This window comes from Thalassobacter stenotrophicus (assembly GCF_001458315.1).
Classification (GTDB): domain Bacteria; phylum Pseudomonadota; class Alphaproteobacteria; order Rhodobacterales; family Rhodobacteraceae; genus Thalassobacter; species Thalassobacter stenotrophicus.
Map to the genome: position 1 here is coordinate 235059 of NZ_CYRX01000031.1, position 26991 is coordinate 262049.

Below are 26991 nucleotides of genomic sequence, written 5' to 3' on the forward strand. Positions count from 1 at the left end.
GACGAAAGCAATGACATCATCGCTGGCAGGATTTATGCGTCACGTTCAACGGCGGCTTTGGACCGGGGCGCGCGGTGCTCTTTTGGCAGGTGGGCTGACTGTCGGCGCGCTGAGCCTCACCACATCGACTGCAATCGCCCAGAGCGCGAACCCCTTCGCCGCGGCCGCCACCGTAAACGGCACTGTCGTGACCAACTTTCAGGTGCAGCAGCGCGTTTTGTTCCTGACGCTCTTGCGTTCGCCCGGGGTAAGCCAGGAGGCGATCACCGACGCACTCATCGATGAGGCGCTGCAATTGCAGGCCGCCCGCTCTGCCGGGGTTACGCTGTCTCCCGAGGAGCTAGAGGCCGGAATTGCGGAGTTCGCCACCCGCACGAACCTAGAGCCTGACGCCCTGATCGCGGCCCTTGGCCAAGAGGGTGTCGCCGCCGAAACACTGCGCGATTTCGTGCGCAACGGTGCCCTGTGGCGCAGCTTGGTCCAGCAACGCTTTGGCCCCCGGGCACAGATCAGCGAAGCTGAGGTCGACCGTGCCCTCGCGCTGGCAAGTGAGCGCGGATCGGCGCGGATTTTACTCTCTGAGATCGCTCTGCCCCTGACGCCCGAGCTATCAGAAGAAAACGAAGCGCTGGCGAACCGCCTGTCCGATACGATCAACAGCCCCGCCGCCTTTGCAGCCGCGGCCCAGCGGTATTCCGCGGCCTCCACGGCCCCGCGCGGCGGTCGCCTTGATTGGGTTCCATTGGGCAACCTGCCGCCACAGGTTGTGGGCCAAGTCCTGACGCTTGCACCCGGCGAAATCAGCGCGCCGATCAACCTTGGTCCCTTCATTGCGCTTTTCTTGCTGCGCGATCTAGAGGAGCTAAGCGCAACACCACCCGAAACGCTAGCAGTCGAATACGCCGAAGTCCTGATCCCCGGTGGCCGGACCGAAACCGCCCTGTTAGCAGCCCAAGATCTCCGTGACAGCGTGGACACTTGCGAAGACCTCTATGGTCAAGACCTATCCGGTCTAAGCCCTGTCACGCGGCAATCAGTCCTGCAAAGCGAGCTGTCGCAAGAACTGGCGTTAGAGCTCGCGAAGCTGGACACACATGAGGTTTCGACCATGCTGAGCACAGACACAGATCTGCGGTTCATCATGCTTTGCGGTCGATCCTCCGAGATCGCCGAAGGCGCCCGTGACCAGATCAGAGGACAACTGCGTCAACAGCGGCTCGTGTCCTATGCCGATGGGTTTTTGGATGAGTTGCGCGCGGATGCGGTGATTGCTCGGCCACAGGGATGAGCATGACAATGCTTCCTCTCGCGGTCAGCTGCGGTGAAACCGCAGGGATAGGCCCCGAGATTATTGCCCGCAGCTACTCGGCCGACGGCACCCCTCGGTTTGCCATCGGAAACCCGACGCATTTTGAAGGCTTCGGTGTATCCGTTGTGCCAATCGACACTCCGGCCGAGGCGCGCGCAGCCATGACCAAAGGTCTGCCCGTACTGGTGCACGACATACCCGGTCCCGCCACGCCCGGCACCCCGCAAGCGGCCCAAGCCCCCGGCGTGGTCTCGGCCATCGCACGGGCAGTGGAGCTCACGCAAAGCGGTGCCGCAAGTGCGGTGGTCACGGCCCCCATCCACAAAAAGGCGCTGCAAGACGGCGCAGGCTTTGCCTATCCCGGCCACACGGAATACTTGGCCGCACTTGGCGGAAACGTTGATGTGGTAATGATGCTGGCCTCCGACGCGCTGCGGGTGGTGCCCGCAACGATCCACATCGCTCTGTCTGAGGTCCCCACCGCGTTAACGGCGGACCTTTTGGAACAGGTGATCCGCACCACCGCCAAAGGCCTGACATCGGACTTTGGCATCACTGCCCCACGCATCGCGATTGCGGGCCTCAACCCCCACGCGGGCGAAGGCGGGGCGATGGGTCACGAAGAGCTAGACTGGATCACGCCACTAATTGAGCGTTTGCGCGCAGACGGGCTGGACCTAACGGGGCCTAGCTCCGCCGATACAATGTTCCATGCACGCGCCCGACAGGGATACGACGCCGCCGTGTGTATGTACCACGACCAAGCCCTGATCCCGATAAAGACGCTTGATTTTGACCGGGGCGTGAATGTCACGCTGGGCCTGCCGTTCATCCGCACGTCACCCGATCACGGCACCGCCTTTGATATCGCCGGCAAAGGCATCGCCAACCCAACATCCATGGCCGCTGCAATCGACATGGCCGCACAAATGGTGGCCCGTCGCGCCGCAGCAAAGGTCGCGTAATGGCACAAATCGATCCCCTTCCACCGCTGCGCGACGTCATCGCAACCCATGGGTTAAGCGCACGCAAATCGCTTGGGCAAAACTTTCTACTGGACCTCAACCTAACCGCGCGGATTGCCCGTGTGGCAGGTGATCTGAGCGGCTCTGACATTCTGGAGGTCGGCCCTGGCCCCGGCGGATTGACCCGTGGGCTTTTGGCGGAAGGCGCACGCCGCGTTCTGGCCGTAGAAAAAGACCCCCGCTGCCTGCCCGCTTTGGCCGAGATTGCCGCCGCCTACCCCGGACAGCTCGAGGTGATCGAGGGTGACGCGCTCGACGTGGACGCATTGGCGCATCTGACGCCACCCATCCGGATTGCCGCCAACCTGCCCTATAACGTGGGCACGGAATTGCTGGTGCGGTGGTTAACCCCCAAAGAATGGCCCCCTGTCTGGAGCTCTATGACGCTGATGTTCCAAAAGGAAGTCGCAGAGCGGATTGTGGCCGCACCGGGGTCCAAGGCCTATGGCCGCCTCGCGCTTCTTGCGCAGTGGCGGGCCGATGCGCATATCGCGCTGCACCTGCCGCCTGAGGCCTTCACCCCACCGCCCAAAGTATCTTCGGCGGTGGTGCACCTTACGGCGCTCCCCAAAGCGCGCTTTGAGGCGGATGCCGCCGTGCTGAACCGCGTGGTCGCGGCAGGCTTTAACCAGCGCCGTAAAATGCTGCGATCCGCGCTCAAGGGCATCGCACCAGACATTGAGGATCGCTTGATCGCCGCAGGCCTCAAACCCACGGACCGGGCCGAACAGGTTCCGCTCGAAGGGTTCTGCGCCCTCGCCCGCGCGGTCGCTGCAGCATGAGCGGCGGGTGATCCTGCCACCTAGGTTGATCCTGCGGCTGCTGCGCCGCTTTGCCATACTGAGCACGCTCGCTGTTGTCGGAGCCTTTGGTTTTCTATGGTTCAAGGCCCCGCCGGTTCTGGCGGCATATTGCCCGGCCTGCTTTGGGTTGCACCGGATCGACAATCAGCTGTGGGTGGATGACCCGGATCGTGCTGCCCTGCTGGGTCTGACACAGATGACAGGCTTTGCGCGGGCCGATGTAGACCGCATTTTTGGTCTCGGCTCTGCGGATGTAACTATTTTGGTCTGCACGACACAGACCTGTACTGCGCGACTTCAGGCACCCGACGCGTTAGGGGCTGCCTACGGGCACCGAGCCGTTTTGATCACACCATTTGGAATTGATCCCATCGTTTTGCGCCATGAGCTGACCCATGCCGCGCGCAGCCGCCTTGCGCCGATTTGGGCGCGCCGCGTGCTGTGGCGGGAGGAAGGGTTGGCTGAATGGGTCGCAAAGGGGCCACGTATGGCCCGCGATTGCCCTGCCCCGCGCTCACTGCCCACGACCCTCATTGACTGGACACAGGAAACCGCAAATAACGCCCGCGCGCTTTACGCGCAGGCGCATTGTCAAATGTCACGAGAGATTGAGCGCCACGGTATCGCAGCAATCATCCGTCAGCCTTAACAGCCCACGCCTATTCAGCGGCGGGCGTCTCGGGGCTGTCGGTCTTTGGCTCAGATGCAGTCTCAGCACCCTCTTTGGGGGCTTTGGCCCGCGCGCGCGGCCGAGGTTTGCGAGCCGCTTTGGGCGGCGCGTCAACCTTGGTCTCTGGCGTTTCAACCAAGGTGACGGGCGCGTCTGCTTCCATCACTTCGGGCTGAGCGGCTGTGGCTGGATCCTCAACCTGAGGTGCTGCCTCGGGTTGCTGCTGATGGCGGTGGTTGCCACGATCCTGCTGGCGGTCCCTGTCCTGATTGCGGTCTTGGTTGCGATCAGAGCGGTTCTGCTGTTGTTGCTGCTGGGCCTCTTGGGCCTCACGGCGCGCATCTTGTTCCCGCTGAGCGGTGGCCAAAAGCCGGGTGTAATGCTCCGCGTGTTGTTGGAAATTTTCCAACGCAACGCGGTCGCCAGACAGTTGCGCATCACGCGCAAGTTGGTTGTACTTTTCGATGATCTGCTGAGGGGTGCCACGCACCTTGCCCTCGGGACCTGAGCTGTCAAAAACCCGGTTGACGACATTACCAACAGAGCGATTGCGATTGTTCTTATTCCGCGAGCGGGACTTGGAAGATCTCATGAGGATATCGGTTTTTGGCTTTATAAGCTATGGCCGCACAGGGCGGCTGGGAAGCAGGGTGCGCCGATAGATGGCTGCGTTGTCCCCGCGATGTAAGTGGTTCAGTGAGGCGCTGGCGTGTTCTGCCAGACTTGCGACACCCCTCCAATAAACATGTGCGGCCGAACGGGGCAAGTGCAAAATGCGATACCCCCTTAAGATAGTGAGGTTTGCGCGGACCTTAAGGGCCATCTGGGCACCCGCGTGACTGACAATCACAATGCAAGCGGCGCGCGCTGCCCGCGCACAACACGGTCATGTCCCGAGAGGTCCGCCACCACAGTGACACGTTGCAACCCCGCCCCCTCCATCAAGGCGGCGACAGCGGGACCTTGGTCATAGCCGATCTCAACCATCAACCATCCGCCCGGCACCAGGTACGCAGGCGTCTGCGCACACAAAATCCGATACGGTTCAAGCCCGTCGCCCCCTGGGGTAAGCGCGGTTTTGGGTTCATATTCACGCACCTCTGGGGCCAAAGTCGCAAAGGCGGCCTCAGTGATATAGGGCGGGTTACTCACGATCAGATCGAAGGTGCCCGTGACCTGCGCCAACCAATCGCTTTGGATGCAACTGAGCCGCGCCTCAACCCCATGCCGAATGGCATTGCGCCCCGCCACAGCCAGCGCCTCAACAGAGATATCAGTGGCAATTCCCTGCGCGGCCTTACGCTCCGCGAGGAGTGAGATCCCTAGGCACCCCGTGCCCGTCCCCAAATCAAGCATGGTGTCGAACGGGACAGAGAGCGCCTCAGCCAATAGGCTTTCGGTATCACCCCGAGGCGCTAGGGTCGCCGATGTGACCTCAAACGTGCGGCCCCAAAACACCGCTTCTCGCAGGATGTGGCTGACGGGCATCCGTTGCGCGCGTTTGCTGAGCATCCAATCCAGATGATCCTTGCAAGGATCGCCTTCGGGGACAATCCGACCCAAATTAGCGGTAAACCCAGCGGGTGTTAGGCGGAATGCCGCCTGTATCAAAAGGCGGGCGTCGCGCTCCGCCTCATCCTTGGGCAGAGCCGCCAACTGCGCCCGCGCCGATAGCCACAGCGCGCGAAGGGTGGTCCCGCTCATGCCTCCATTTCGGCAAGCTGATGGGCCTGCGCGTCGGCGGTCAACGCGTCAATGGTCTCATCCAAATCGCCGCCAAGAATGGCGTCCAGCTTGTAGAGCGTCAGGTTGATGCGGTGATCAGACATGCGTCCTTGCGGAAAGTTATACGTGCGAATCCGCTCTGAACGGTCCCCCGAGCCGACCTGCGCCTTGCGGTCCGCAGAGCGTTCGCCGTCGATCCGGGCACGCTCTGCCTCATACAGCCGGGCGCGCAAGACAGACATCGCGATTTCGCGGTTACGGTGCTGTGATTTCTCGGACGAGGTGACGATCAGCCCCGTGGGAAGGTGAGTGATCCGAACCGCGGAGTCGGTCGTGTTGACGTGCTGCCCACCCGAGCCGCTGGCCCGCATTGTGTCGATCCGAATGTCCGTAGCGGGGATGTCGATATCCACATCCTCAGCCTCCGGCAGGACCGCAACTGTCGCTGCAGAAGTGTGAATCCGCCCTCCGCTTTCGGTGGACGGTACACGCTGCACCCGGTGCACACCGCTTTCGTACTTGAGCCGGGCAAACACGTTTTCACCCACAATCCGCGCGGTCAATTCCTTGAGCCCGCCCAGTTCGGTCATCTGTTGTTCGATGATTTCGACCTTCCAACCGCGTGCCTCAGCATAGCGTTGGTACATTCCGAACAGGTCTGCTGCGAACAAGGCTGCCTCATCCCCGCCGGTCCCCGGACGGATTTCGAGGATCGCAGGTTTGGCATCGGCCGAATCCTTGGGCAAAAGCGCAAGCCGCAGGGAATGCTCCAACTCAGGCAAAGAAGCCTTGAGCGCGGGCAACTCTTCCTCAGCCAATTCCTTCATTTCCGGATCGCCCAGCATGGTCTCAGCTTCCGCGATGTCGTCCAACATCTGCCGGTAGGCCGCGATTTGCTCTGCAACGGGTGTCAGCTCGGAATACTCTCGGGTCAGCGCGGCAATCTCGCTGGCCTTGGGCCCCGCGTTCAGCTGCGCTTCGATGTATTCATACCGGCCCGTGATCTGGGCCAAGGTGTCCATGGGTATCATTTTGGTCACTTCGGCGATTGCGCCAGTTTGGTCAAGAGGGCCGCGCGCGCTATCTTTGGATACTCAGACCGATGGGAGATCTAAATGCAACGAACGTTTACCCCGCTTCTCTGCCTTGTCTTTGCCCTGAGCGCCACACCTGTTATCGCGAAAGAGCCGTCGTGTTACTGCCGCGATGGTCAGGGCCAGCCCGTAGCGCTTGGCGAATTGCGCTGCCTCACGGTCGGCGGGCGCAGTTTCACTGCCCTGTGCGACATGAGCCTGAACACGATGACATGGCGCGAACAATATGAAGGCTGCGTATCGAGCTAGCCACCTACCCCAGCCGCGCCTCTAGGGCCGCGACCCAGCGGGTCATCCGCGCGGCATTCACGCCTAGGTCTGAATGCCCATCCCGCGCGCGGGCATAGGCGTGCATCATCGTGCCGCCCTCCACGGGTTGTAGGGTGATCGAGATCATGTCGGGAAAGCCCATCAGTTTGGACCGCTGAACATATGTCACAAACCCATCAGATGCGGCCCCGGCCATCACAAACGTCGCTGGTTCCGATGCAACAACTGCGTCCAGTGCAGCCGCCACGGTGACCACATCGGCAGCAAATACCGCCGGGGGCTGATCGCCCCCTTCTGCCATGAGAAAATCATTGGGCTTGCCCGTCCGCTCAACCGTTGCGGGATCAACATGCCATTGGTTTGGATACAGCGGCGCATAGCGCACGTAGGCCACACCAAAGGCCGCAATCAGCCCAACCCCGATCAGTGCATTTTTCAACATTCCACTCGCCCCTTGTGCAATTTGCAACGATTTTCGCTTTCGATATCTGCGCGTTACATAGGTAACACTGGGTAGACGAAGGACAAGGGATCGACTAAACTAGACGCACAGATCGTCAGAACTTCCTGACACCACCGAGACCGACCATGCCAAATCGCGCCCACCCGCTGCTTGCCACTTATGCGGCTCACTTTTCGCAATCGTTTACGGAACTCGCCCCAGGGGTGTGGTCTGCCGTGGGGTTTGCCAAGGCCAATGTCCATATCATCGAAGGCCAAACCGGCCTTGTCGTGATCGATAGCACCGACAGTATTAACGCCGCTCAAGCGGTTTTGGCGCAGGTCCGCAAGGTCACGCAAAAACCCGTTCGCACGCTTATCTATACCCATGGACACCGCGATTATATCGGCGGGGCCAGCGTGTTCGCCGACGAAAGCACTCAGATCATTGCCGCCACTGGCTTTCAGCCAGAGATTGCCGCGCAAAACTCCGCCACGAACCAACCGACAGCTTCTGCGGCAAGGGCACGGCGCACGCGGCGCATCGTGGGCGCGGACCTGCCCAAAGAGGATCAAATCTTTGCCGGTTCAGGCTATGCAAAGTCTTCTCGTGGGGCGCGCGGCACGGGGTACTTACCGCCCACACGGACCGTTGACGCCGATGGCGCCTTTCTTGAAGACGACGGGCTGCGATTGGAATTGCACAGCGCGCCAGGCAAGAGCGCGGACCACATCGTTGTCTGGCACCCTCAGGCCCGCACGCTGTTTTGTGGCGGCAGCTATTACGCGGCCTTTCCCAACCTTGCTGCGATACGCGGCTCTGGCGCGCGAGATTTTGAAGTCTGGGCGCGGTCCCTCGATCGCTTGATCGCGTTTGAAGCTGAGGTTCTGGCCCCCGGGCACACCAAGCCCGTCGTCGGGGCCGACACCATCCAAGGGGTGCTGGGTGACTACCGCGACGCCATCCGGCACATCATCCTTGCCACGGTTGAAGGGTTGAATTCCGGCCGCTCGGTAGATGATTTGGCGCAATCCATTGCCCTGCCCCAAGCGCTTGCGTCTAAGCCGCACCTGCAAGAGGTCTACGGCCGTGTCGATTGGGCCGTCCGCGCCTATGCGCAAAGCGCGCTGGGTTGGTTTGATGGAAATCCAACCAATCTTGCCCGCCTATCGCCCAAGGATGAGGCGACGCGGATGATCGCGCTTGCAGGTGGGCCAAACGCTGTCCTTTTGGCCGCAGAAGAGGCCGATGATCCACAGTGGTCGATGGAACTATGTGATCGACTTATCGCCACCGGCCACCATGTGGCGGAGGCGCGCGGCCTCAAACACGCTTGCCTGCGTATTCTGGGCGAAAGCGAGCAAAACGCGATTGCGCGCAATTACTATCTGTCTTGCGCGTTAGAGATGGACGTTTAGGGACAAGACCGTCGCTGCAAAAGGCCGCCTGACCCATCCGCGCTCGGCATTAGCCCGCGTCCACCCATAGAATTTGCAGGTCGGCCACGTTGGTGCCAGTGGCTGGCATTTGCAGCAAATCGCCCGCGCGCGACAGCGCGGCATAGCTGTCGTTATTCTCCAACAGTGCCTGGGCCTCGGGACCAATCCGCGCCCATGTGCCGTTGTCGACGATACCACCGGCGGCATCCGTGGGGCCGTCCCGCCCATCTGTGCCACCAGACAAAAAGACGAAAGGGTGATCTAGGTCGCGCAGCGCCCGTGCGACCCGAAGAGCCAGTTCTTGATTGCGCCCCCCACGCCCCGTACCGCGCAAAAGAACCGTAGTTTCTCCGCCCATGAGCCACATCCCACTGCCCAAGCGTGCGAGCGTCACGATCTGCGCCGCTGCTTCCGCGACGTCGCCCTCAAGGGCTGCATCGATCACCCGCGCCTCGGGCACCGCTTTGCTCATCGCACGCACCGACAATGCGTTGGAGCCAATCATGCGCACCTCAGCGCGGGGCATTGCGTTGGCGCGGTCCTCTCGGCTCAGCGCGGCTTGTACCGACACCGGCATGTCCGCCCATAGCCCCGCATCCCGCACGATCTGCCGAGCCTCAGCAATGTCAGAGATCGGCCCAGCCGTGGGACCAGAGGCCACCGCCCTCGGATCGTCGCCCACCACATCCGAGAGCACTAAGCTGGTCATCTGCGCGGGCAACGCCGCACGCAAAAGCCCACCGCCCTTGGTGCGGCTTAGCGCTTGGCGCACGATGTTCATGCGTACGATATCTAGGCCCGCGCCCAACAAGCTGGCGTTCACCGCTGCCTTCTGCGCAAGCGTGACGCCCGCCACTGGGGCCACGCACAACGCCGAGCCGCCGCCAGAGATAAGCGCGAGCACATGAGCCTTTGGTCCGTGTTCGCGTGCGATGGCTGCAAGCCACTCTAGCGCCGCCTCCCCCGCCGCCGCTGAGCGTTCAGATGGCACCGGATGATCCCCGATCATGACCTGTGTATTTTCAAGGTCAGGCACAGGTTGGTCCGTCGTGACAATCAGGCTCGGGATGCCAGGGAACTGCGCATGCACCGCTGCCGCCATGCGTGGCGCGGCTTTTCCCAGTGCAATCAGATGGGTTGGGCGCGACAGCCCCCTCAGCGCCGCAGTCACCGCCTCAAACGGGTCCGCCGCTGCGACACCTGCTTCAAAAATCGCTCGAACGTGATCTCGCATCCACTTCCCCCCGAGGTTCCGCCTCAACGGGTAGAGATCGAACAACACAATCTCAAGGGTGGAAGGTTATCAAAGTCGTCGCGGCAGCGTCACCTTGAATACAGATGCCAAAACAGTGGGAATGCTTTGCAGACCCTAGGCAGTGCATTCGTAATCAAATGTCTATGTGGTTGGTGCGGCTGGAGGGACTTGAACCCCCACGCTAAAAGCACTGGTACCTAAAACCAGCGTGTCTACCAATTTCACCACAGCCGCAGTGTGGGCTGGTTAGCAAAGCCGGAGCGGGGAGAAAAGAGGCAACATGCGCGAAATGCCCGGACTATGGAAAATTCTCTTGAAATTTTGCAGCCTGAGAGCGCCTTTCCGGCGCGTCCTTGGCTTTGCTCGCTCAATGGCGCGCCCCCTCGGCCCAAAACTACCCGCAATTTGATGAAAACCTGATGCGCATCGAGCGCTAGTATTAGGGTGCTGTTTACGGATTGCGGGGCACACCGGGCAGCAACATGAAACATGACAGCCCCCCTTCCCCGCGCGCTGGATCGCGCATCATGACGCACATGTCCCTTGTACACGGGGTCACGGCAGATACGAAAATATTGACGTGCAGTGGTGAAAAACCCGCAGCGCGCCTCAAAACCAGTGACCGGATCATTACCCGCGACAATGGTGTGCTACCGCTTGTGGCGACAATCACGCGCACGCCCAATATGCACCAGCAGATGGTGCATATTCCCGCCAATGCGTTCGGCGTTGGACGGCCTGTTTGCGACATGCAAGTTCTGCCGGATCAACCGATTGTCGTGCGCGATTGGCGCGCCATGATGCTTTATGGGCGCAAGCAAGCGCGGGTGGCAGCCTCGCGCTTGATTGACGGGACAATCGTGCGGGACTGCGTTCGCGATGCCGAAAAGATGGTGGCTCTGCATTTCACAACTCCGTCCGTCATCTATGCAAACGGCTTGGAGCTGCTCAGCGCGGGCATGTGCCTTGACCCCATTCCCAATCGCCCCGACTAACTGGACGAGACGCCGAACAGCTTGCGCAAGACATTGGGGACGATCTCTGGCAAATCTTCCGCAATGAGGCCGGGACCAAAGGCCCGCGCGGCCTCTACATGTAACCAAGCCGCTGCCGCTGCGCACCACGCGGCATCTCGCGTTGACTGGGCCATACCGCCAGCAATGAACCCAGCCAGAACATCGCCCGCCCCTGCCGTGGCCAGCCACGGCGCTGTATGATCATAGAGCGCCGCATGCACATTAGCATGACCGTTTGGCTCAGCGATCACAGTATCAGGTCCCTTGAGTAAAACAGTACAGCCAGCGGATGCCGCAGCAGCCCGAGTTGCGTCTATTTTCGAAAACGCAGGGCCTGTCAGCGCCTCGCCCCCATCCGTTAGTCTTTGCGCCAAATCGGGCCAAAGCCGCGCGAACTCGCCCATATGGGGTGTCAAAATACAGTCGGCGTGCAGTGCCGCGCGCAACTCTGGATGCCGCGCGATTAGCGTGAGGGCATCCGCGTCAAGGACACAACGCAGCCCAGTGGCCAAGGCAGCTCGCACTAAACCGGCGTGGCGATCCTCCAGCCCAAGGCCCGGGCCGATCACCAGCGTTGAGATTTTGCCCGCGCCGACAAGCGCCTCCAGATCCGCACCGCTGTCACAACGACGTAGCATCACGGCCGTCACCTGATTGGCACATTCCATCATAGCACTGCCAGGTGCGGCCAGTGTCACCGCGCCCGCACCAACTCGCAATGCAGCACGTGCCGCCAACCGTGCAGCCCCCGTGCGCCCCATGCCACCGGCCAAAACGAGAACGTGACCATGACTATATTTATGCCCCTGACCCTTTGTGAAATGCGCACGCAAACGCGCTGCATCCCGGTCGGGATCCAGCAAGCGCACATTTTCACTCGCAGCCGCAGATGCGGATCGCGCAGCACGCCAAGCGGACAGGCCCAAATCGACAGTTTCTAATTGACCACAAGCCTCAGGTCCCTGCGCCAAATAATGCCCAACCTTTGGGCTCTCAAACGTGACTGTCATATCAGCCGCGACACACCCATCTGCGCCGCCGAGCCAGCGACCGCTGTCGAGGCAAAAACCCGAGGGCGCATCCACCGCAACGATCAAGGCAGAGCGATCATAGGCACAGCGCAGCGCCGTAACCAAATCCTCGCCCGGGCCGCGCGTTAACCCCGTGCCAAAAACCGCATCAACCGTCAAATCCGGCGCAGGTGCTGCGGTCAATCCCGCAACGGTCAAAGGCGCGGACCCTTGCGCCCAACGCTCGGCGTTATGCTTTGCATCGGGTGTTTTTGCCGGGGCCAAAGCAAAAACATGCACCGCCCAACCGCGTGCCGCCAGCAGCCGTGCGATAACATATCCGTCGCCGCCATTGTTGCCGGGGCCACATAAAACTTGGCAGACATGGTCACCTTCTGCGAGATGGGGATACCGCTTAAACACCGCCCCCACGACGCCTTGGCCCGCTTTCTCCATCAGCGCCAGCCCCGTCACCGATCCCGCCTCTATCGCGGCCATTTCCACCGCCCGCATCTGGGCCGAAGTCAGCAATTCGGTCATCACGCCACCGGTCCATTCAAAAACTGCATAATTATTATACTATATGCCCAAATTTTAAGCGGCACCTCCAGAATCCCCAAACGCACCCCCACGCCAGCACCTTACCCAATTGCACCCCCTCCTGAGAAGTGATCTGCCCGTTTCCAACTGCGTAGGAGGAGCTGGGAATGAAAAAAATAGAAGCCATCATTAAGCCGTTCAAACTCGACGAAGTAAAAGAAGCCCTGCAAGAAATTGGCATCCAGGGTTTGTCGGTTACGGAAGTGAAAGGCTTTGGCCGCCAAAAAGGCCATACCGAGCTTTATCGCGGCGCCGAATACGTCGTCGACTTCCTGCCAAAGGTCAAAATCGAGCTTGTCATCGCCGATGACATGCTAGACGGAGCCATCGACGCCATTGTTGGCGCTGCCAAAACCGACAAAATCGGGGACGGTAAAATTTTCGTTTCAGACATCGCGCAAGCCATCCGCATTCGGACCGGCGAAACCGGCGACGATGCTGTCTAATCAGTTCACACAAAACACAGAGCACAAAGGGGAAGCTCCATGAGCAAAGACGCTGTTCTTAAGATGATCAAAGACGAGGACGTCGAATACGTCGACATCCGCTTCACTGATCCACGCGGCAAACTGCAGCACGTTACGATCGTTGCTGACCTCGTAGACGAAGACTTCTTGGACGAAGGCTTCATGTTCGACGGTTCGTCCATCGCTGGCTGGAAATCCATCGAAGAGTCGGACATGAAACTGATGCCCGACACGAACAGCGTCTATGTTGACCCGTTCTACGCGGAAAAAACCATCTGCATTCACTGCTCCGTGGTTGAGCCCGACACCGGCGAACCCTACCCCCGTGACCCCCGCGGCACCGCTGAAAAAGCCGAGGCTTACCTCAAGTCCTCAGGTATCGGTGACGTATCCTACTTTGGCCCCGAAGCTGAATTCTTCCTGTTTGACGACGTACGTTTCTCGAACACGATGAACAAAGTGTCGTTCGAAGTCGACGCTCAGGACGCATCCTGGAACACCGACGCTGAGTACGACATGGGCAACATGGGTCACCGTCCCGGCGTAAAAGGCGGCTACTTCCCAGTGAACCCCACCGACGCAGCCCAAGACCTGCGGTCCGAAATGCTCTCCACGATGAAGCGCATGGGCATGAAGGTCGACAAACACCACCACGAGGTGGCGTCGTGCCAGCACGAGCTGGGTCTGATTTTTGGCTCGCTCACGCACCAAGCTGATGAGCTGCAAAAGTACAAATACGTGATCCACAACGTGGCCCACGCCTACGGCAAGTCCGCGACATTCATGCCCAAGCCTATCGCAGGCGACAACGGCACAGGCATGCACGTGAACATGTCGATCTGGAAAGACGGCAAGCCCCTGTTCGCAGGCGACAAATACGCCGATCTGTCGGACGAAGCTCTGTACTTCATCGGTGGTATCCTGAAGCACGCAAAAGCGTTGAACGCCTTCACGAACCCCTCGACGAACTCCTACAAGCGTCTGATCCCCGGCTTTGAAGCCCCCGTTCTGCGCGCCTACTCGGCACGTAACCGGTCCGGTTGTGTCCGTATTCCATGGTCCGAGTCGCCCAAAGCCAAGCGCGTTGAGGCTCGTTTCCCCGACCCAGCAGCGAACCCCTACCTGTGCTTCGCAGCTCTGCTGATGGCTGGTCTTGACGGTATCACCAACAAGATCCACCCCGGTGAAGCCTCTGACAAAGACCTCTACGATCTGCCACCAGAAGAGCTGGCTGAGATCCCAACGGTCTGCGCCTCCTTGCGTGAAGCGCTCGACGAGCTGGAAAAAGACCACGACTTCCTTCTGGCCGGTGACGTGTTCACCAAAGACCAGATCCAAGGCTACATGGAGCTGAAGTGGGAAGAAGTGTACAACTACGAGCACACGCCGCACCCCGTTGAGTACGGCATGTACTACTCCTGCTAATTGTCTGATTAGTCTGATAAAGAAGGGCGCCTCTTGGGGCGCCCTTTTGCGTTATTCGTAAGTAATTTTGGGTCGGCGAAAGTGACCGCGCGGCTATGGATCTTCGATCAGCGGGTCGCTATCACCCAACGCGTCAGGCTCAAAAAGCCCTTCTTGCCCATCATCTTGCGCGGCTTCATCCACCATTTCGGTGCCGGGCGGCGGCCGGTTTTCCAGCAGGCCAGCAGCGCGCAACTCTTTAAGCCCCGGAAGATCCCGCGCATTTTCGAGACCAAAGTGATCGAGGAACTCTTGGGTCACGATAAAGGTCACGGGCCGTCCTGGCGTCATACGCCGTTTGCCCAGCTTGACCCATTCCAACTCAATCAGCTGATCCACTGTGCCTTTGGACACAGAGACCCCTCTAATTTCTTCAATCTCAGCGCGGGTCACAGGTTGATGGTAGGCGATGATCGCCAGTGTCTCGATCGCGGCCCGGCTTAGCTTGCGGGTCTCAATGATTTCACGGGTCATCAAGAACCCCAGATCAGCGGCTGTGCGAAACGCCCACGCATCCCCGACCCGAAGCAATTGCACCCCCCGCCCCTCGTACCGGCGGCGTAGAAGGCTCAGCGCGGCGGGGGCGTCACAACCATGGGGCATGCGCGCGTGCAACTCAGGGATGCCCACTGGCTCGGCGCTGGCGAATAAGATTGCCTCTACCATACGCTCCTGCTCAGCCAGCGGGGGCGCGGCAAACAGGCTCTCGGATTGGGGGCTGTCTGTGGGTTCCGCCGGGTCGTGTAGGTCGCTGTCTGTCATTGCTCTGCCTTGCTGCGAATTTGAATGGGGGCAAAGACCTCGCCTTGGCGCAACTCAATCGCGCCTCCCTTTGCCAACTCAAGCGTTGCCGCGAATGTCGCGGCTGTGGCCGACCGGCGCTTGACCGGGTCAGAGGTCCAACCCGCTGGGAGATAGGACATAATATCCGTCCATTCGCCGACATAGCCCATCATGCCGCGCAGCCGTTCCAAGGCCTCTTCCATCGTGTAGACGCTATCGCGATCTAGGATAAACGGGCGGAAATCATCGCGGGTCCGAATACGCGCGTACCCCTGCATCAGGTCCAAAAGTGTGGCGGTATAGGTGATGCGCCGGGCGCGGGTGACATCCTCGGTGATGCCGCGCGCAAAACGGTCCTTGCCCAATTGGTCACGCGCCATCAGTCGCGCGGCCACATCGCGCATGGCCTCCAAACGCTCTAGCTGAAACGCGAGGTGCGCCGCGAGATCTTCACCCGAAGGGCCCTCTGCGGTGGGATCGGGCGGCAAAAGCAAGCGCGATTTGAGAAAGGCCAACCACGCCGCCATCACAAGGTAGTCCGCCGCCAGCTCAATCCGCAGTTCAGCCGCTTTTTCAACGAACACAAGGTATTGCCGAGCCAATTGCAGGACCGATATTTTGCGCAGATCGACCTTTTGCGTGCGTGACAGCATCAGCAACAGATCCAACGGCCCCTCAAACCCATCCACATCAATGATCAGCGCTTCGGCCGCAAGCCGATCCTCGACCGAGATACCCCGTGCCTGAGGCGCCGCATCGGTTTCCGTGCGACGGTCTGCGGGCCATTCGGTCCCAGAAAGCAAAGGTGTGCGGGGCGACATGCCGGTCCGTTGGCCCTATCCGTTGAGGAGCGCCTCAAGGTCGGCCTCAACAGCGCTGATGTCAAGGGCGGCTGGCGGCTGGCGCAGCGCCAAGGCCGCCTGTGCCCTATCATACGCCTTGGGCAACAAGGTACCTGCGGCATCCACCACGGCTGCCATCTCAGCCCGGTCACCATTGCAATGCAGGACCACGTCGCAGCCCGCGCGAATGCTATCGCGTGCTCGGGTCGGGATATCTCCCGGGAGGGCATTCATCGACAGATCGTCGGTCATCAACAGACCGTCAAAGCCGATGTCGTCTCGGATTACGCGGTGCAGGATCGGACTGGTCGTAGCAGGGGCGTCGGGGTCAATCGCGGAATATACAACATGCGCGGTCATCCCAAGGGGCACGTCTTGTAACGCTTTGAACACCGCGAAATCCGTGCCCTCAAGCGTCGCACGATCCGTGGTCACTGTGGGCAGGTCATGGTGGCTGTCGCTGGTTCCGCGGCCATGGCCGGGAATGTGTTTGACCACCGACAAAACGCCACCTGCCAACTGGCCCGCCACGACCGCGCGTGCGGCGGCGATGACCTGCTCCGTCTCAGTGCCAAGAGTGCGGTTGCGCAAAAAGGGGTGGGTGTCAGCAGTTGTCAGATCAGCAGTCGGGGTGCAGTTCACATCGATCCCGACCTCAAAAAGCTCATGCGCGATGATCCGCGCGCGCAGCTCCATGGACCGGACAGCATCCCGTGCCGTTTGCATATGATCGAGAGGCGGCAGCCATTCCCGCCAATGCGGCGCGCGCAATCGCTGGACCCGCCCACCTTCTTGATCGATCAGGATCGGAGCTTGCCACCCGACCGCCGCCCGTAGCGATGCCGTCAGCCGACGTACTTGATCGGGGTTTTCGATGTTGCGTGCAAACAGGATAAACCCAAGGGGCTGCGTTTCTTTTAAAAACGCGGCTTCATCCTGCGTCAGAACCGGCCCCTCACACCCAAAGATATAGGCGCCAGTCGTCTTGGGGATCATTTAGCTGTGACCGGGATGCAGGCTGCATTGCGTGACAAAAACGCGGAACAGAACTGCCGTGCGGCGGTCGCGTCATCAAAGCCCACGACGCGCAGACGGTAAAAGTTCCGACCGCCAGACACTGCACTTTGAACCAATCGCTTCTTGCCCACCATGTAGTCGCCGAACCGGCTTTCCAGCCGTTCCCATGCGGCCATCGCCTGTTCGGGCGTGTCGAACGCCCCCAGCTGCACCAGCCGCGCGCCGGGCGCTACAGTGCTGGCGTCGGCATCAACCGAAGCGCGCTGCACTTCAACCGGGGCAGCCGCGCGCCGCACATTCGCAGGCCGAGGCGCGGGGCGGACCGATTGTGCAATACCCGGCACGGAGGCGGGAATGACGTCCGTGTTCGCCCCAGTCTGCGACGCGCTCAGCTCCGAGGCCAGGTTGGCCACATTGAGGGATGCGTATTCTTGCGGGGCTTCAACAGCTGCATCCGTCGGCGCGGAGGCTGAGGTTTGTACGATAGTCGCCACTGGCTCTGGTGCAGTTTGTTCCCGGACCACGGGTTCTAGGTTGACGGGTGCCGGGGCCAGCACAACACGGTCAGCTACGGGCGCCGCAGCACCACCAGCCTTGATCTCATTGACGGACAGCCCCTGATAGGCCGCCTGCATCCCACCGGGATCTTCGGGGGCCACGCGCATCGGTTCCTGCAACGCTGCAATCACCGGCACCTCAGCCACATCGCGCAGCGTCAATTGCACGCTCCAGGTGATCAGGCCCGCCACAAGCGCCAATGAGCACCCTGCCCCAACCCAGTTAACCACCCCAAATGAGGCAGCCCCCGTGGCTGAAGCTTCACGTGCCTTGGGGGTCGCCTGCGCGAAATACCTGACGTCCGTCATGCCTGTATCCTTTTTCGCCCCGAGGGAGGTCCACCCAAGCCGAACTTGGGTAGATAGGGGCTATTAAACTGCTCTGCTCGCCGACGTTGCGGGTGCCCGATTATCGGGTCTTCACCGCATTTCTTGCGCCGGTTCTACGCCCAAAATACCCAATCCTGCTGAAATAACAACAGAAACGGACCGTGCGAGGGCGATTTTTGCACCCGATGCGGCCGGGTTATCCTCTTGGAGGAAGCGCAATGTCGGGACATCATTGCCGCGGTTCCACAACCCGTGGAATTCAGACGCGAGGTCATACAGGTAGAACGCCACGCGATGCGGCTCATGCGTGCGGGCCGCGATTTCGACAAGACGGGGCCATTCGGCCAACTTGGCGGCCAATGCGTGTTCGGCCGGGTGGTCTAGCAGGCTCAGATCCGCCGTCGTCAGGTCCGCGTCTGTGCAGGGCAACCCTGCGGCTTGGGCCTTACGCAGCACTGACATCACCCGTGCGTGCGCATATTGCACGTAGAACACAGGGTTGTCCTTGGACTGCTCAGTGACCTTGCTGAAGTCAAAATCCAACGGTGCATCATTTTTGCGCGTCAGCATGATGAAGCGCGTCACGTCTTTGCCGACTTCACGCAGCAAGTCTTGTACGGTGATAAAAGTGCCCGCACGCTTGGACATTTTGAATTCTTCGCCGTCTTTGAACAGCCGCACGATCTGCGCGAGCTTGATCTCCAGCGGGACGCGTTCCTCGGACAGGGCCGCGACAGCCGCTTTCATCCGTTTGACATAACCCCCGTGATCGGCGCCAAAGACGTCGATCAAGGCATCAAAGCCGCGCTGCACTTTGTCATAGTGATAGGCGATGTCGGGCGCAAAATACGCCCAAGCGCCGTCAGATTTTTGGACCGGGCGGTCCTCATCGTCACCGTATTGAGTAGAGCGGAACAGCCATTGTTCCCGCGCCTGCCAATCGTCAGGGATTTTGCCCTTGGGGGGTGGGAGTGTGCCCCAATAGATCAGGCCCTTGCCCTTGAGATCCTCAATCGCGGCCTCAATACGACCCGTGCCGTACAGGGATTTTTCAGAGAAAAAGACATCCATTTTGATGCCCAAGTCGGCCAAATCCGCCCGCACCATGTCCATCATCGCGTCGGTCGCAAAACCGCGCACCTCAGCCAGCCACACGTCTTCGGGTTGATCGACATAGGCGTCGCCAACTTTGTCCTTCAGGGCTTGGCCCGCGCCAATCAGATAGTCACCGGGGTATGTGCCATCCTCAAACGCGACCTCTTGGCCGTGTGCCTCAAGGTAGCGCAGGTAAACAGACCGCGCGAGCACGTCGACCTGCCCGCCGCCATCGTTGATATAATATTCACGCGTTACCACGTGGCCCGCGTATTCCAGCAAAGCCGCCAGCGCGTCGCCAAAGACTGCGCCACGGGTGTGGCCCACGTGCAGCGGCCCCGTCGGGTTGGCGGAGACGTATTCCACATTGACCTTACGCCCCTGCCCCATGTCGGACCGACCAAAGCCTGTGCCCTGCGCCAAAACGCCCGCTACGACCTGCTGCCAGACCACGGGCGCGAGCCGGAGGTTCAAAAAGCCGGGGCCTGCGACCTCGGCACTGTCGATCCGTGGATCTTGGGCCAATTTGGTGGCCAACGCCTCCGCGATATCGCGGGGCTTTTTCTTGGCGGGTTTGGCCAAAACCATCGCCGCGTTCGTCGCCATATCTCCGTGACCCGCATCGCGTGGTGGCTCAACCGCGACGTTGGCAAAATCCAACCCCTCCGGCAGCGTCCCATCCTGGGTCATAGCAGTGAGCGAGGTGATAACGGCGGCGCGAATATCAGCGAACAGGTTCATATGGGGGCGTCCTTCAGGTTTGTCGCATCGTTTAGCAGCGCAGCGGCGGAGTTCAAGCACCCACAAGGCGCGCATGGGCCTGCAAAGCGAAGCGATCGGTCATGCCAGCGATGTAATCAGCCACCAAACGGGCCAACGCCAGCTCATCTGCTTGAGCAACCTCGGCCTCCCACTCGGTGGGCAAAAGACTGGGGTCATTCATGAAAACGCGGAATAGGTCCGTGACGACCTCAGTGACCTCGGCCCGCTTGGCCACAACATTGGGTGCCCGGTACATATGGGCAAAGAGAAAACTGCGCACCTCGCGCAGATCGCGCCACATCGCGGGCGAAAACTGCACAACCATGCGGCCCGCGTGACGGATATCACTGGCGGTTTGGGGAGTGATGGCCTCAAGGTTCGCGCGCGAGACCGCGATCACGTCCTCAACCAACAGGCCAAAAAACCGCCGCAGCGCTTCGTGTTGGCGGCGGCGGTCGTCGATGCCGGGGTGCAATTTGTCCACTTCGGCAAAGCATGCCCCCACCAGCGGCAGGTGCAAGATATCTTCAACCGTGAACAATCCCGCGCGCAGCCCATCCATCAGGTCATGATTGTTGTAGGCGATGTCATCAGCAAGGGCCGCCACCTGCGCCTCGGCGCTGGCGTGAGTGTGCAATTCCAAATCGTGCTGCGCGTTATAGTCGGCCAGCGCATAAGGGATATCATCCACCACTGGACCATTGTGTTTTGCAATACCTTCAAGAGTTTCCCACGTGAGGTTCAAGCCATCCCAAAGTGCATAATGCCGCTCTAGGCTGGTGACGATCCGAATGGCCTGTGCGTTGTGGTCGAACCCGCCGTAGGGTTTCATCAGCGCATCCAACGCGTCCTCCCCCGTGTGACCAAAGGGCGTGTGGCCAAGGTCATGGGCCAGTGCAACAGCTTCGGTCAGCTCAGCGTTCAAGCCTAAAACCCCCGAAATCGTTCGCGCAACTTGTGCGACCTCAATTGAATGGGTCAGGCGCGTACGGAAATAATCGCCCTCATGCTCGATAAAAACTTGGGTTTTATGTTTGAGCCGCCGAAAGGCCGAGGCATGGATAATTCTGTCACGATCCCGCTGAAAACAGGACCGAAAGGTGCTTTCCCGTTCAGGGAAAAGCCGGCCCCGGCTTTGGGCGGGGTCGCAGGCAAAGGATACGGGCATGGGCCCTCTCTTGTGGCGCTAACGTCAGGCTTCTATATTGGGTGCAACGGTCGTTGACCACCGCAAGTAAAAAGAGGCTCCCGATGGACCTGCAAATTCCTCCCAAAGTTACGCCCCGCGCCTTTGCACGCCTTGCTGAGATTGGTGCCGCAAAAGAGGGAAAAGCCCTGCGGATCGCCGTGGATGGCGGCGGCTGCTCGGGATTTCAGTATGAAATCACGCTCGACGCGCCCAAAGACGATGATCTCATCCTCGAGAGTGAGGGGGAACGCGTAGTCTTCGATGAGGTGTCGTTGCCGTTTCTGGCCGCGGCCACCATCGACTTTAGCGAAGAATTGATCGGCGCGCGCTTTGTGATCGATAATCCGAACGCGTCCTCTAGCTGCGGTTGCGGCGTCAGCTTTTCGATGTAGCGCCCCACTAGGGCCGCTTGCCCCGTGACATTCCAGTTTGCCCTGCTTAAGACACGGGGCAACAGCGGAAGGGTGGCCATGAAAATCGCGACGTTCAACATCAACGGCATCAAGGCGCGCATGGGCGCGCTGACGGACTGGCTGACGCAAAGCGCGCCAGACATCGCCCTGTTGCAAGAGATCAAGTCGGTGGATGAGGCTTTTCCCCGCGCCCACTTCGAAGACTTGGGATATTCGGTTCACACCCACGGGCAAAAGGGCTTCAACGGCGTGGCGATCATGTCGAAACTGCCCCTAGAAGACATCACCATGGGTCTGCCCGGCGACGCCGAGGATGAACAAGCCCGTTGGATCGAGGCCACCGTTGTGGGCAAACAAGCGGTGCGCTTGTGCGGGCTGTACCTGCCCAACGGGAACCCCTGCCCCGGCCCCAAATACGACTACAAGTTGGCGTGGATGGAGCGGTTAGAAGCGCGTGCAGCGGCCCTTTTGGCAGAAGAAACGCCGTTCCTAATGGCCGGCGACTACAACATCATCCCCCAAGATGAGGACGCCGCGCGCCCGGACGCGTGGCGCGAGGACGCGCTGGCCCGCCCCGAAAGCCGCGCTGCGTTCCGCCGACTGTTAAACCTTGGCCTGACGGAGGCCTTCCGCACCCGCAAAAACGGGCCCGGGCATTATTCATTCTGGGACTACCAGGCTGGCGCGTGGAACCGTAACGACGGCATCCGCATTGACCACTTCCTGCTGAGCCCCGACTGTGCCGACCTGCTCCGGGACTGCTGGATTGAGGCGGAGGTCCGTGGCCGCGAGAAACCCTCGGACCACGTGCCTGTTTGGGTCGATTTGGACATCTAGCTCCTCAGAATGGCATGGGATGGGCGCGGTGAGCTGCGTCCAAATCCGCGACCACATCCGCGGTCAGTTCCAGGCCGATCGCGTCCAAGCCGTGCTCTAGCTGATCTTGGGTTGTAGCCCCCAAAAGGGCCGTGACCGGAAAGGGCCGCGTTTGCAGCCACGCGACCGTCATGTGCACGGGATCAAGCCCATGTTTCGCGGCCACCGCCAGATAGGCGTTCACCGCTTCATAGGCGCGCGGCTGATGGCGGCCACCCAAAGTTGGGTTTAACGTCTTGCGCGATGCTGCGGGGATTGCATCCCCCTGATACTTGCCCGTTAACAATCCGGTGGCCAGCGGCGAAAACGCCAGCAACGTGACCTGTTCTAGCGCGCAAGCCTCCGCTAGGTCGGTGTCGAACAAACGCGCCATGAGAGAGTATTCGTTCTGGATCGCGGCCACACGTGGACCCGCCCCCGCATCCGCAAGCCGGAGCCATTGCGAAAGCCCCCAAGCCGTCTCATTTGACAGACCAAAGTGCGCAATCTTGCCCGCCGCAACCAACTGATCCACGGCCTGCAAACAGGCCTCCATATCGCGCAAAATCTCAGTTTTGTTGACAGGCGGCGCATAGGTCCAATTTTGACGGAAATGATAGCTGCCACGGTTGGGCCAATGAAACTGATAAAGGTCGATGCATTCAACCTGAAGTCGCCGCAAAGACGCATCCACCGCCGCCTCAATCGTCGCCGCAGAGATCGGTGCGCCGTCCCGCACCGCCTTCATGCCCGCACCAGATACTTTGGTCGCGATCTTCATGTCACGGCCACCAGTTTTGGCCCGCCACCGACCAATGATCGCCTCTGTGTCGCCCACAGTTTCGGCAAGTATCGGGTTCACCGGATACATTTCAGCGGCATCTACCCAGTCAATGCCACGATCGGTGGCATAATCGAGCTGGAGATAGGCGTCCGACTCGGAGGTCTGGGAGCCCCAAGTCATTGAGCCAAGTGTGATTTCAGGCAACAGCGTATCACTTTGCCCCAGAGGAATTTTGCGCATCCGGATATCCTTTTTAGCCACCATTCCGAAAGCCACTCCAAGTTACAAGCCGATATAGCCAATACCGCGCGGCACCTGAAAATCAGGCAGCCCCCGATAGTGAGGCCGGGCGCGTGATTAATGGACTCATACATGCGGCCTCAACCTGCGCCCGCACAGACCACGCAGCGGGCGGCGCCATGCGGGCGCGGCGCCGCTCTAGCTGCCACATGCGTATGTCTTCATCAAACCGCGGGGCGGCACCACCCGTATCGACCCGTGGCATCGCCGCAAAATGCCACCGTGTTTCCACCCCCGGTGCGCCGCCTGCACCGGAGGTGAGCAACATTTCTGTCATGCCGCAAACTTAATATTTTCTACAGAAAATCACGACCCGTTTGTCACGAATGCTCCTCTGCTGCCGTTGCCGCAAGCGCGCGGTTATAGGCTTTGAGCGCATCCACATGGAACAAAGCCCCGATGATTTCAGGGGCGGCATCATCGGCCCCAAAGCGCGCGACGGGAATATAATCAACGGGCGCGCGTTCGAACATCGGCATCGCAGCCTCTAACGTCGCCTCTGGCGTGACGAAAAAGCCTTCGTTCAAGACTTCGCGCGCACGAACGGGGTCTGCGGCGCGGGGGTGGTTGGGATAACGCATCACGGATGACACCCGGAACAACGCTAGCAGATAGGCCTGTGGCCCCGCAGCGAGGTGGATATTGCGCCGTTCTAGCTGTGACAGGAAAAAGCTGCGATCGACCAAGCGAGACGCCAGCGCCGTGGAGAGTGACACCGCGACCATCACGGCCAAGCCGGTCTGCCAGTCACCCGTTAGTTCAAACACAATCAATGTAGTTGAGATCGGCGCGCCCAAAACCGCCGCGGCAACGGCCCCCATCCCCGCCAAGGCGTAAAGCGTTTCGGATCCAGACACCTCGGGGAAAATCGGCGTGGCGATATAGCCGAACGCCAACCCAAGCAGCGCCCCAACCATCAGCGACGGGGAAAACACGCCGCCCCCCATGCGCCCAGCAATCGTGATGGCGACGGCCGCGACCTTGATCATGCAAAACACAATCGCTTCATGCAGCAAAAGCGAGCCGGTCAGTGCCTCTGACGTGGTTTCATACCCGACACCAATAATGTGAGGATAAAAGATCGCAATGGCCCCCAGCATCAGCCCCGCCACAGCGGGCCGCAGGTAACGCGGCATTCTCAGGTTGGTTTGGATCGATGTGCCTAAATCTTCGCACCAAAAGATCGCACGCATCAGGACAACCGCCACCAATCCCGCCAACAGGCCAAGGATCATGAAGGCGGGCAATTCCACGTAAAAGCCCAGCGCATTCACGTCTCCGGGCAGTGTGAATTCGGTCACGTTGCCGAAATGGGTCCGACTAATGACCGTGCCCGCAACCGAAGCGATCACAATCGGGGCAAAGGCATGCACCGCAAAGTGGCGCAACACGACCTCAAGCGCAAAGAGCGCGCCCGCGATTGGCGCGTTGAAACTGGCCGAAACGGCTGCTGCAACCGCACATCCCAACAGGTCGCGTGCCGTGATCCCATCGGCCAAAATGCGGTTCGATACCCAGCTTGAAATCACAGACGCAAGGTGGACCACAGGCCCCTCTCGGCCAGAGGATCCGCCCGACGACAGCGTGATCATCGAGGCCACCGCTGACGCAAGACCCGCGCGTTTTTCCACGCGGCCATCATTCATCGCGGCCCCTTCGATCACATCCGCAACCGACCGGACCCGGCCATCGGGGGTGAAAAAGTGCAAGATCAGCCCAACGATCAACCCACCTGCCGCTGGAAGCAGCAAAATCCAAAACCAAGGCAGGGTTTCGGCAAAGGAATGAAGGTGGCGTACGTCCTCGGTACCATAGAGAGCAGCTTGCAAACGCTCGATCCCGAGCATGAAGCCCACGGCCGCGTAGCCCGCTGCGACCCCCACGATCAGCGCGATGAACCAAAACTGCACTTGGCTTGGGCCACGTGTCCGCACAACCCCCCATGCGCGCGCACATGACGTACCAACCTGCGTTAGCTGCGCCTTCCACAAAGGCCGTTTCGGGGTATGTTCAGGGTTCGCCAAACCGGCAGTCCCACTCTTTTGTCCTTGCAGCGGCTGGCCTATAGTCCGCCAAACCGAGGAGGCGAAGATGTTATCAGAAGCGGCCCGCACGCAACTTTCCCAAACCCTAGGCGATCGTTTAAGCCTGTCCAAGTCCGATCTGGCCCTTCATGGCCGCTCTGAGACACATTTCCCCACTTTACCCCCAGATGCGGTCGCATACCCCGAAACCGCAGAGGAGGTTTCGGCCATCATGCGCACCTGTTCGGCGCACGGCGTGCCCGTCATCGGCTGGGGCACGGGCACCGGGCTTGAAGGGCACACAAGTGCGGTACGCGGTGGCGTTAGTGTCGATTTTAGCCGCATGAACAAAGTGCTCGATATCCACTCCGAGGATATGGATGTTGTCATCCAGCCCGGCGTGACGCGCGAGCAGTTAAATGAAGAGTTGCGTGCAACAGGGTTGTTCTTTCCCGTTGATCCCGGCGCGAATGCCTCGCTTGGCGGCATGGCCAGCACGCGCGCATCGGGCACCACCGCCGTGCGCTACGGCACTATGCGTGACAACGTGCGCGGGCTCGAAGTCGTCCTTGCCGATGGGCGCATTATTCGGACAGGCACCCGCGCGCGCAAATCATCCGCAGGCTACGACCTGACTTCGCTTTTTGTTGGGTCCGAGGGGACCCTCGGCCTCATCACTGAATTGACCCTTCGCGTGCACGGCATACCCGAGGCGACGTCAGCCGCCGTATGCGCCTTTGACACGATTTCCGGCGCCGTGGATGCCGTGATTGCCACGATCCAGATGGGCATCCCGATGGCCCGGATTGAGTTTCTGGACGCAGCCTCGGTCGCCGCATGCAATGCCCGCGACGGGGCCGAGATGCCGGTGATGCCACACCTGATGATCGAATTTCATGGCTCGGAGCGTGCCGTGGCCGAGGATGCCGCCCGCTTTGGTGAGATTGCCGAGGAGTTCGGGGCGCAAGGCTACGCGTGGTCCACACAACCAGAGGAACGCCGCCGCCTGTGGGATATGCGCCATAACGCCTATTACGCCATCCTCGCCTCCCGCCCCGGTGCGACTGCGCTGGTGACGGATGTGTGCGTCCCGATCTCTCGGCTTGCGCAGGCGGTTGAGGAAACCGTGGCCGACATCGCCGATAGCTCCATCCCCGGTCCGATCCTTGGGCACGCGGGCGACGGGAATTTCCATGCAATCCTGTTGGTCGAGCCGGATAACGCGGCCGAACTACAAGCCGCCAAGGCGCTATCGGGCCGTATGGTTGAGCGCGCGCTCAACATGGGCGGCACCGCGACAGGTGAGCATGGCGTCGGCATGGGCAAGTTGGATTATATGGCCCGCGAACACGGGGCCGCGTGGGATGTCATGAGCACGCTCAAGCGCGGGCTGGACCCTGACGGACTGATGAACCCCGGCAAGCTTGTGCGCCAGAACTGAGGCCGCGCGC

At 60.5% G+C, this 26991-nt stretch carries 27 protein-coding genes and 1 tRNA gene; 12 read left to right on the forward strand and 16 right to left on the reverse strand.

Features of this window, described 5'->3' with window-relative positions:
* Nucleotides 1-10: 10 nt before the first annotated feature.
* The 4 genes from THS5294_RS11830 to THS5294_RS11845 are packed head-to-tail and all read left to right on the forward strand — an operon-like array spanning nucleotide 11 to nucleotide 3786.
* Nucleotides 11-1288 carry a peptidylprolyl isomerase gene (locus tag THS5294_RS11830; protein WP_058123926.1) on the forward strand — a complete coding sequence of 426 codons (1278 nt, stop codon included), beginning with the start codon at nucleotides 11-13 and terminating at the stop codon, nucleotides 1286-1288.
* Nucleotides 1289-1290: 2 nt separating this feature from the next.
* Entirely contained in the window at nucleotides 1291-2274 is a 984-nt protein-coding gene (pdxA, locus tag THS5294_RS11835) for a 4-hydroxythreonine-4-phosphate dehydrogenase PdxA (RefSeq protein ID WP_058123927.1), read from the forward strand.
* A complete protein-coding gene (gene rsmA, locus THS5294_RS11840) occupies nucleotides 2274-3116 on the forward strand; it encodes a 16S rRNA (adenine(1518)-N(6)/adenine(1519)-N(6))-dimethyltransferase RsmA (RefSeq protein WP_058123928.1) in 843 nt (280 codons plus the stop codon). The genes pdxA and rsmA overlap by 1 nt, the downstream gene beginning before the upstream one ends.
* Before the next feature lie 7 nt (nucleotides 3117-3123).
* Nucleotides 3124-3786 carry a hypothetical protein gene (locus THS5294_RS11845; protein WP_058123929.1) on the forward strand — a complete coding sequence of 221 codons (663 nt, stop codon included), beginning with the start codon at nucleotides 3124-3126 and terminating at the stop codon, nucleotides 3784-3786.
* Nucleotides 3787-3796: 10 nt separating this feature from the next.
* Here THS5294_RS11845 and THS5294_RS11850 read toward each other — a convergent pair whose 3' ends face one another.
* The 3 genes from THS5294_RS11850 to prfA all read right to left on the reverse strand — a co-directional run bounded on the left by THS5294_RS11850 (nucleotide 3797) and on the right by prfA (nucleotide 6563).
* Nucleotides 3797-4399 carry a DUF4167 domain-containing protein gene (locus THS5294_RS11850; protein WP_038003578.1) on the reverse strand — a complete coding sequence of 201 codons (603 nt, stop codon included), beginning with the start codon at nucleotides 4397-4399 and terminating at the stop codon, nucleotides 3797-3799.
* 254 nt (nucleotides 4400-4653) lie between these two features.
* Nucleotides 4654-5511, reverse strand: a complete 858-nt coding sequence (gene prmC / locus THS5294_RS11855; protein ID WP_058123930.1) for a peptide chain release factor N(5)-glutamine methyltransferase — start codon at nucleotides 5509-5511, stop codon at nucleotides 4654-4656.
* Nucleotides 5508-6563: a peptide chain release factor 1 gene (prfA, locus tag THS5294_RS11860; protein WP_058123931.1), complete on the reverse strand. Its 1056-nt coding sequence runs from the start codon at nucleotides 6561-6563 to the stop codon at nucleotides 5508-5510. The genes prmC and prfA overlap by 4 nt, the downstream gene beginning before the upstream one ends.
* Before the next feature lie 84 nt (nucleotides 6564-6647).
* Here prfA and THS5294_RS18270 point away from each other — a divergent pair, with 84 nt between their 5' ends.
* A complete protein-coding gene (locus THS5294_RS18270) occupies nucleotides 6648-6875 on the forward strand; it encodes a hypothetical protein (RefSeq protein WP_052068416.1) in 228 nt (75 codons plus the stop codon).
* A 4-nt stretch (nucleotides 6876-6879) separates the two neighbouring features.
* On the opposite strand, the gene THS5294_RS11865 is transcribed toward THS5294_RS18270, so the two are convergent.
* The gene (locus THS5294_RS11865) at nucleotides 6880-7338 is read right to left on the reverse strand and encodes a DUF1499 domain-containing protein (protein WP_058123932.1); all 459 of its coding nucleotides are present in this window, start codon (nucleotides 7336-7338) and stop codon (nucleotides 6880-6882) included.
* 146 nt (nucleotides 7339-7484) lie between these two features.
* Between THS5294_RS11865 and THS5294_RS11870 the strand changes: the two genes are divergently transcribed.
* Nucleotides 7485-8756, forward strand: a complete 1272-nt coding sequence (locus THS5294_RS11870) for an alkyl/aryl-sulfatase (RefSeq protein WP_058123933.1) — start codon at nucleotides 7485-7487, stop codon at nucleotides 8754-8756.
* Nucleotides 8757-8805: 49 nt separating this feature from the next.
* On the opposite strand, the gene THS5294_RS11875 is transcribed toward THS5294_RS11870, so the two are convergent.
* Together THS5294_RS11875 and THS5294_RS11880 are read right to left on the reverse strand one after the other, a co-directional pair.
* Nucleotides 8806-10011: a glycerate kinase type-2 family protein gene (locus THS5294_RS11875; protein ID WP_058123934.1), complete on the reverse strand. Its 1206-nt coding sequence runs from the start codon at nucleotides 10009-10011 to the stop codon at nucleotides 8806-8808.
* Between the two features lie 171 nt (nucleotides 10012-10182).
* Nucleotides 10183-10266, reverse strand: a tRNA-Leu gene (locus THS5294_RS11880).
* A 293-nt stretch (nucleotides 10267-10559) separates the two neighbouring features.
* Here THS5294_RS11880 and THS5294_RS11885 point away from each other — a divergent pair.
* Nucleotides 10560-11027 carry a Hint domain-containing protein gene (locus THS5294_RS11885; RefSeq protein ID WP_072936646.1) on the forward strand — a complete coding sequence of 156 codons (468 nt, stop codon included), beginning with the start codon at nucleotides 10560-10562 and terminating at the stop codon, nucleotides 11025-11027.
* On the opposite strand, the gene THS5294_RS11890 is transcribed toward THS5294_RS11885, so the two are convergent.
* Nucleotides 11024-12598, reverse strand: coding sequence for a bifunctional ADP-dependent NAD(P)H-hydrate dehydratase/NAD(P)H-hydrate epimerase (locus THS5294_RS11890; protein ID WP_058123936.1), 1575 nt, complete (start codon nucleotides 12596-12598; stop codon nucleotides 11024-11026). The two genes, THS5294_RS11885 and THS5294_RS11890, sit on opposite strands and share 4 nt — an antisense overlap.
* Nucleotides 12599-12765: 167 nt before the next feature.
* Here THS5294_RS11890 and THS5294_RS11895 point away from each other — a divergent pair, with 167 nt between their 5' ends.
* Nucleotides 12766-13104: a P-II family nitrogen regulator gene (locus tag THS5294_RS11895; protein WP_038003588.1), complete on the forward strand. Its 339-nt coding sequence runs from the start codon at nucleotides 12766-12768 to the stop codon at nucleotides 13102-13104.
* A 39-nt stretch (nucleotides 13105-13143) separates the two neighbouring features.
* Entirely contained in the window at nucleotides 13144-14550 is a 1407-nt protein-coding gene (gene glnA / locus THS5294_RS11900) for a type I glutamate--ammonia ligase (RefSeq protein WP_038003590.1), read from the forward strand.
* 93 nt (nucleotides 14551-14643) lie between these two features.
* Here the strand turns inward: glnA and scpB are convergent, their stop codons facing one another.
* The 6 genes from scpB to THS5294_RS11930 form a co-directional block, all read right to left on the reverse strand.
* Nucleotides 14644-15351: an SMC-Scp complex subunit ScpB gene (gene scpB, locus THS5294_RS11905; protein ID WP_058123937.1), complete on the reverse strand. Its 708-nt coding sequence runs from the start codon at nucleotides 15349-15351 to the stop codon at nucleotides 14644-14646.
* Complete coding sequence (locus tag THS5294_RS11910) at nucleotides 15348-16193, reverse strand: segregation and condensation protein A (RefSeq protein ID WP_082645013.1); 846 nt, start codon at nucleotides 16191-16193, stop codon at nucleotides 15348-15350. The genes scpB and THS5294_RS11910 overlap by 4 nt, the downstream gene beginning before the upstream one ends.
* A gap of 15 nt (nucleotides 16194-16208) precedes the next feature.
* On the reverse strand, nucleotides 16209-17210 hold the full coding sequence (nagZ, locus tag THS5294_RS11915) for a beta-N-acetylhexosaminidase (RefSeq protein WP_058123938.1): 1002 nt from the start codon (nucleotides 17208-17210) through the stop codon (nucleotides 16209-16211).
* On the reverse strand, nucleotides 17207-18097 hold the full coding sequence (locus THS5294_RS11920) for an SPOR domain-containing protein (protein WP_058123939.1): 891 nt from the start codon (nucleotides 18095-18097) through the stop codon (nucleotides 17207-17209). The genes nagZ and THS5294_RS11920 overlap by 4 nt, the downstream gene beginning before the upstream one ends.
* A 111-nt stretch (nucleotides 18098-18208) precedes the next feature.
* Nucleotides 18209-19954, reverse strand: a complete 1746-nt coding sequence (gene argS, locus THS5294_RS11925; protein ID WP_058123940.1) for an arginine--tRNA ligase — start codon at nucleotides 19952-19954, stop codon at nucleotides 18209-18211.
* A 52-nt stretch (nucleotides 19955-20006) separates the two neighbouring features.
* Nucleotides 20007-21143, reverse strand: coding sequence for a deoxyguanosinetriphosphate triphosphohydrolase (locus tag THS5294_RS11930; protein WP_058123941.1), 1137 nt, complete (start codon nucleotides 21141-21143; stop codon nucleotides 20007-20009).
* An 89-nt stretch (nucleotides 21144-21232) separates the two neighbouring features.
* On the opposite strand from THS5294_RS11930, the gene THS5294_RS11935 reads away from it, so the two are divergent.
* Complete coding sequence (locus tag THS5294_RS11935) at nucleotides 21233-21556, forward strand: HesB/IscA family protein (RefSeq protein ID WP_038003902.1); 324 nt, start codon at nucleotides 21233-21235, stop codon at nucleotides 21554-21556.
* 78 nt (nucleotides 21557-21634) lie between these two features.
* A complete protein-coding gene (gene xth, locus THS5294_RS11940) occupies nucleotides 21635-22414 on the forward strand; it encodes an exodeoxyribonuclease III (RefSeq protein WP_058123942.1) in 780 nt (259 codons plus the stop codon).
* A gap of 4 nt (nucleotides 22415-22418) precedes the next feature.
* On the opposite strand, the gene THS5294_RS11945 is transcribed toward xth, so the two are convergent.
* The 3 genes from THS5294_RS11945 to THS5294_RS11955 all read right to left on the reverse strand — a co-directional run bounded on the left by THS5294_RS11945 (nucleotide 22419) and on the right by THS5294_RS11955 (nucleotide 25507).
* Nucleotides 22419-23456 carry an aldo/keto reductase gene (locus tag THS5294_RS11945; RefSeq protein ID WP_058123943.1) on the reverse strand — a complete coding sequence of 346 codons (1038 nt, stop codon included), beginning with the start codon at nucleotides 23454-23456 and terminating at the stop codon, nucleotides 22419-22421.
* Nucleotides 23457-23538: 82 nt separating this feature from the next.
* The gene (locus THS5294_RS11950; protein ID WP_058123944.1) at nucleotides 23539-23793 is read right to left on the reverse strand and encodes a hypothetical protein; all 255 of its coding nucleotides are present in this window, start codon (nucleotides 23791-23793) and stop codon (nucleotides 23539-23541) included.
* Between the two features lie 43 nt (nucleotides 23794-23836).
* The gene (locus THS5294_RS11955; RefSeq protein WP_058124187.1) at nucleotides 23837-25507 is read right to left on the reverse strand and encodes a chloride channel protein; all 1671 of its coding nucleotides are present in this window, start codon (nucleotides 25505-25507) and stop codon (nucleotides 23837-23839) included.
* Nucleotides 25508-25607: 100 nt separating this feature from the next.
* Between THS5294_RS11955 and THS5294_RS11960 the strand changes: the two genes are divergently transcribed.
* On the forward strand, nucleotides 25608-26981 hold the full coding sequence (locus tag THS5294_RS11960) for an FAD-binding oxidoreductase (RefSeq protein WP_058123945.1): 1374 nt from the start codon (nucleotides 25608-25610) through the stop codon (nucleotides 26979-26981).
* Nucleotides 26982-26991 lie beyond the last annotated feature (10 nt).